Genomic DNA, 5948 nt, shown 5'->3' on the forward strand with positions numbered 1-5948 from the left:
GAATCCAGAAATAAAATAAGGAGTTTATCTAATAAACAGACTGGATCCCGGGTCCACGCCCGGGATGACAACTACAACGACAGATCCCGTATAGAAACATTACGGGATGACGGCAAAACAACAGGAGGCCGCACGGCGAATACTGTCCAAATTGCACCGTCAGGTTTTACCCTTATTGAACTATTGGTAGTTGTACTCATTATTGGTATTTTGGCGGCAATGGCGTTGCCGGATTACCAGCGTGCCGTAGAGGTCAGCCGGGTGGGCGCGGCATTGGCATATAGTAAGGCATTTAGGGATTCTGTGGACCGTTATTATATGGCGCATAACCGCTTTCCAGCGAGCCCGGATGTTTTGGATATTGGGCTAACGGAGTGCCCTAAATATTTCAGGTGTGTTTATGGATATTTGGCTGCAGAGGGAAAATTGGAAATGTGGCGTCAAAACGGGCCCTTTGAATATGGGCTTTTTACCCGCTCCACGCTTTCGCCTTATCAGCCGGGAAGTATTTATTGTATTGCCAGCCGTAAAAAGACTCAGGGAATAGAGTTTTGCCAACATTGGGGGGAAGCGGATGCTTCGCCCAGTGAACCAAATTGGTTTAGTGTGCTTGTGCAATAAAAATCCCCGGAGCAATATAAAGCCCCGGGGATTTTTTCTCTGCGTTTTATTTGTAAAGTCTTTCCAACTCTTCGGCTAGTTCGTCGGGCGATACATTGCCGATTTTTAATACCTTATTGTGGAAGTCCGCCAGCGAGAACTTTTTGCCCAGTTTCTTGGCATATTTGGCGCGCGCACCTTCCAGCGCATCCAATCCCGCCGCGTATCCCACGGCTTTGCCGGGGTTCAACGCAGACTCCTTAATAAGGGCTTCTGCGTCCTCTTGGGTAAATCCGTTTTCGCCGACTAAAAAGTCCATTGCGTCATTATAAGAATACTGACGGCTTTGCAGGCGCATATCCACCAAGGCCGCGGCGGCCCGGCGGTAATTGTGCCACGCTAAAAACAGCAGTTCGTCGTCGGTTACAATATACCCGGCTTCACTTGCCAGTTTGAGCGCGTATTCGTTCCAGCCGTCCGCCATACTTTGCGCCGGATAAAAGCGGCGAGTGGAGGATAATCCCGCCGTTTTGGCGGTTTGATAAAAGCGGCCCGGTACCAATTCCTGCGCGGTTAAAAGTTTGCGCGTCGGCGTGTTGTAATCACGCACGAGTTGCTCGGCTTTTGCGCGGCGGTTACCGAAGGGAAGCCTAATGAAAAAGTCGCTCCGGCCGTTGTTGCCGAAGGGGGGCAAGAACAAATTGGCCTGCGTATAGGCATAATATTGCGGAAGCGGCTTGACCGCAAACGATACCTGACCCGCGGGCAGAACGCCGTTATCCGTCAACAGCGCCGATAACTGGTTGGCTTCTTGCGTGAGCAAGGCGGGCAAATCGGTTTCCTCGGGCGCTTGGGCAATGCGTTTGGCTACCGTGTAAAAATCCTGCGCGGTCGGCGGAACAAATTTACCTTTTTTCGCCTTTTTTTCTTTTTTGACGGGTTCTTGTTTTTGTTCCTCTATGTTTAACCCGTCAATCACCGTTACTTCGGCTTCGTCCGCCGTTACGCCCTGCGCAAAGGGCTCCAAGGCCTTGGCCAGTTGCTTTTGCGAAGCCAAAAAACCTTGCGCAAAACGCTTTTCCAGTTTAGCCAAGGGCTCCGTCGTTTGGTAGCGGTTTTTTAAAATTTCGGCGTATGTTTCTTTGCCTAAACGGAAATCGGCGGCCGATTCCTGCTGCGATTGTTCCTTAAATAAATCAAACATTTTTTTAATGGAGCGTTTGGCTTCGTTCGCTTGGTTTTTGATTTGCGCGGCGGCGATGTCGTCCTCGGCGTCCTGCACTAAAATATCTACCAGTTCGTCAAAGGAAATATACGCGTAATATGTTTTTTCCATAGCCAGGCGCGCCAAAAAAGCGGAGGGGTTTACCAAATTTTTTTCCGCTTGGTCCGCCACATTTTTTAAATCGTTTAGTCTCGCGGTTAAATCGGCGCGTTGGCGGCGGGGGGAGGAAGCGGGTTTTAAGACCACGTCGTACACCGCATCTAACGCATCGGCGTAATACAGCGGATCGCTCTGGGCGCGGTGTTGTTGCAAGGCGAAAATATCGTCGTCCATTGCCTGTTTTAAAAGGGTAAAATCGGCCCGTTTGGAGGGGGATAACTGCTTGGCGGAAAGTTCGTCCAAGGTATTGCGCACCGCACGCAAGGCGGCCAGTTGGGCGGCTTGGGCGCGGGGGGAGCGGTCGTTCAATTTGGCGTTGGCCGAGGTGTAGCCTAACCGCCCGGCGCGTTCGGGTTCGGACGTGAGCGTAACGGAGGCGTAGCGGTTGGCCGCATCGTCTAGGGCGTTGTCTGTTAAAAGGAAATCAATATTTCCAAAGTCAAAGCCCGTTTGGGCGTTGGCGGCGGAAAAAGCAAAAAGCCCGCAGGCGCAGCCCAATACAGCAAAAAATATGTTTTTTTTCATAGATTCCTGTTTGCGAGTAAGGTAAAACGCTCCCGGGGAGCGGACAAAGATATTGTATTTTTTGCGGGCGCGCTTTGTCAATTTAAAAAGGTTTGCTAAACGCGGTGAAATTTGTTACAATAAATTATCTTCAAACGGCCGTACATTTAATAAAGGTTTACCCGCAAGGCCGTTTTTGCTATAATCTAGTTATAACCCTTTCCGGGCCATTAGCTCAGTTGGTAGAGCAGACGCCTCTTAAGCGTAAGGTCGTGAGTTCGAGCCTCACATGGCCCACTTTGGATTTTCAAACATAAAAGAAGTGAAAAAATATAGGACGGGTGGCGGAACCGGTAGACGCGTACGCCTTAGGAGCGTATGGAGCAATCCGTGAGGGTTCAAGTCCCTCTCCGTCCAGATTTTCGGCTATGCCGATACAACAGGAGTGAGTACGATGTCCATCTTCAAAACTGCCCAGGCCGGGGAAGTAAAAACCAAACAATTAGGCAAAGAAGGCTGCCGCGTTACGTTGTCCGTGGAAGCCGCCCCCGAACTGGTAACTAAATGCTTTCAAAACGCTGCCGTGCAGGTACAATCCCGCGCGCAAATGCAAGGTTTCCGCGCCGGTAGAGTGCCGCTTGACCTCGTTAAACAAAATTTTGCCGGACATATTAAAGAACGCGCCTTGGACTTGACCGTTAAAGCCGCTATCAACGCCGCTATTGCCGACGCCAAGTTGGATGCGGTGGCCGTTCCTACCCTCACCAAGGCCGATTTTGCCAATTTCAACGAAGGCAAAGCCTTCCCGTTTGAAATTGCGGTAGATGTCGCCCCGGAATTTGACGTAAAAGATTATAAAGGTATTGAAATTGCCAAAAAGCCCGAAACCGCCACGGACGCTGACGTAAACGAAAACCTCGCCCGCGTGCAGGATGCCAACGCCCGCTTGGAAAGCGCCAAAGACGGCGCCGTCATTGACGATAAATGCTATGCGGTTGTGCATTACAAAGGCCAGCGCAACGGCAAAGACGATTACAAATTGAGCGCCGACAGCGAACTGGTGGATATGGCCGCCCCGCAAACGATGCCCGGCTTGGCCGAAGCCATTAAGGGCCTCAAAAAAGGCGACGAAAAAGATTTTGAGTCCAAAGACGGCAAGGATATGCTTTCCTTCCACGTGGTTGTGGACGATATTAAAAATAAACTCGTGCCCGCGTTGGACGATAGTTTCGCCAAAGATATGGGCTTTGACACCTTGGACGCTTTGAAGGCCAAAGTAAAGGAAAGCCTGGACGAAGAAGCCAAACAAAACGCCCGCCGCGACGAAATTGCCCAAATTGAAAACCACTTGGTGAAAGCCAACGATTTTGCCTTGCCGCAAAGCTTGGTGGAAGAATATACGGAATCTTCCCTCAACAACTTTGTGCGCAGTATGACGCAAATGAAGCCCGAACAATTAAACGCTGAACAGCGCAAAGCGTTTGAAGAACGCATCCGCCCCAGCGTGGAAAAGGACTTGCGCATTGGCTACATCGTGCACGCCATTGCCAAAAAGGAAAACTTGGAAGCCACCGAGGCCGACTGGAAAGCCGAATTGGACAAGAGCCTTGCTTCCAACACGCAAAATAAGGCCGACGAAAAGAAAATTAAATCTTTCTTTGACGAACGCAAAGCCCACATTTTGGCTACGCTTTCCGAACGCAAAGTATTTGATTTCTTGAAAGCCGAAGCGAAATATAAATAATTTTGCTAAAAACTGCAAATTGAAACTACTGCCCCGCTTGGATTTTATTCCCGGCGGGGCGGTGTTTTTTGGGGTGCGTGCTGTTTCAGGCATCCCCGAAGCATTTGGTTACCCGCAGTGTTTTCAGAACCTATCACTTGGGTAGTTAGTCTTTTGCATTGTTGTTGTCGTCATCCTGGAAAGTTGTAGTCCAGGATCTGCTGTTGTTGTTTTCTTTTTTAAATAACGACAGATTCCCGACTACGACACTCGGGAATGACAACTAAAAGAAATAAGGTCATCCTAGAAAGTCCGCTAGCGCGGGGCTCTGTTGTTTTTCCTCTTGTTTTTAGTAAAAAATAAATTATAATATAAGTGTATCTCTGTTTTTAATGGGAGTATTTTATGAAGAAAACCTTATTTTTATTTACCCTTTTGTTGGCGCCTTTGGCCGCTTTTGCCGATAGTGCAAACAAAATGACGATGGTAACCTATTTCCCTGTGCCTTATGTCGCATACAGCCAGGTAGATGTAACTAAGCAAATGGATATCGGCCTGACGAGTGCCTGCCAAATGAACTTGGGCTGTACGGCGGACGAGGGGTTTAGCACGGGCAAATCCTTGCGGGTAAACACCGCACTCAACATTGCCGGGGGCAAACTGGATTTAAACGACGCTCCCGCGATTGACGGGGATACGGTGCTTATCGGCAGTGGCAACGGCGTGGCGGATTTTGATTTTAATACTAACCTGCGCGTAGCCAACTACAAGCAGGGTTATACAATGCAGGCGGACAATATGTATTTGAGCGAACTTAATTTGTTTGGCTACAAATTCCCGGCTTGCAGCGGGGAAACGATGAGTTGGCAGAAATTAAAACTCAAAAATAAAGAAGAGGTGTATTTGGTCTGTGGCGAGGCGGAAATGCAGCCGGTTCAAACTTGTAGTGATGCTACTTACAAGGCGAGCCATAAAAAAGAGTGCTGTCCATCCGCTCCTCAAACCGATACGGTGTGCTGGACATATTGGTGGGACGGAGATACAAGCGCTGGGGATGAAGAATCCGGTTGTCAAGTAGAATATGATAGAGGAACTTGTAATTATGAATGTAATGCTGATACATTGGGTAAGTCCTGTCAAATAGATGAATGTTCGGGCGGGACGGCTGTATGGGGGATGTATACTTGCACGCGGGAGAAGAACGGTTGGTAAGGAAGTTTTCTCCATATGAAACTCCCCGGGCTCACGCCCGGGGTTTCTTGTGCCTAGAAAACCACCGGCTAGGCCGGTGGTTCAGTAAGGTTCTACCGTTCCCCCGGACAAAAAAACTCCTTTTGTTATGCCCAATGACTTAAATAAGTTATCACATACAACGTGGAACTGCAAGTATCATATCGTATTTGCCCCAAAATGTCGTCGCCAAGTGTTTTAGGAGATAGGGAAAATACTATGCAAATTATGCGAATGGAAAGGGGTAGAGATAGTAGAGGCGGAAGTATGCCCGGACTATATCCATATGTTATTATCAATGCCTCCGAAATACAGCGTAGGGATATATAAACGGTAGGGAAGAATAAAGTAAAGATAGCGGAATATATCAAAAACCAATTACGAGAGGATAAATTAGGCGCGCAACTGCCATTTGATAAGAGTCCGTGGGAAGGGAATAAGCGAAAGTGAACGCGAGCGACAGGCAGTTGAGACGCGTTACACGCGTGGCTAGTAAGGAGGGGCAGG

At 48.8% G+C, this 5948-nt stretch carries 4 protein-coding genes, 2 tRNA genes and 1 pseudogene; 6 read left to right on the forward strand and 1 reads right to left on the reverse strand.

The window, feature by feature from the left end:
• Positions 1-621 (forward strand): type IV pilin protein (locus B2118_RS01760; protein WP_428052812.1); only part of this gene is annotated, 621 nt, incomplete at its 5' end.
• A gap of 46 nt (positions 622-667) precedes the next feature.
• Here B2118_RS01760 and B2118_RS01765 read toward each other — a convergent pair.
• A complete protein-coding gene (locus B2118_RS01765; RefSeq protein WP_428052814.1) occupies positions 668-2509 on the reverse strand; it encodes a DUF885 family protein in 1842 nt (613 codons plus the stop codon).
• Between the two features lie 203 nt (positions 2510-2712).
• Here B2118_RS01765 and B2118_RS01770 point away from each other — a divergent pair.
• The 5 genes and pseudogenes from B2118_RS01770 (at position 2713) to tnpA (ending at position 5891) form a co-directional block, all read left to right on the forward strand.
• Positions 2713-2785: transfer RNA gene (locus B2118_RS01770), tRNA-Lys, on the forward strand.
• A 38-nt stretch (positions 2786-2823) separates the two neighbouring features.
• Positions 2824-2905, forward strand: a tRNA-Leu gene (locus B2118_RS01775).
• A 37-nt stretch (positions 2906-2942) separates the two neighbouring features.
• The gene (tig, locus tag B2118_RS01780; RefSeq protein ID WP_428052816.1) at positions 2943-4232 is read left to right on the forward strand and encodes a trigger factor; all 1290 of its coding nucleotides are present in this window, start codon (positions 2943-2945) and stop codon (positions 4230-4232) included.
• Positions 4233-4616: 384 nt separating this feature from the next.
• Positions 4617-5423, forward strand: coding sequence for a hypothetical protein (locus tag B2118_RS01785; protein ID WP_428052818.1), 807 nt, complete (start codon positions 4617-4619; stop codon positions 5421-5423).
• A 127-nt stretch (positions 5424-5550) separates the two neighbouring features.
• A pseudogene (gene tnpA / locus B2118_RS01790) lies at positions 5551-5891 on the forward strand (IS200/IS605 family transposase).
• Positions 5892-5948 lie beyond the last annotated feature (57 nt).

Source organism: Candidatus Avelusimicrobium stercoris, assembly GCF_002437085.1.
Taxonomy (GTDB): Bacteria; Elusimicrobiota; Elusimicrobia; order Elusimicrobiales; family Elusimicrobiaceae; genus Avelusimicrobium; species Avelusimicrobium stercoris.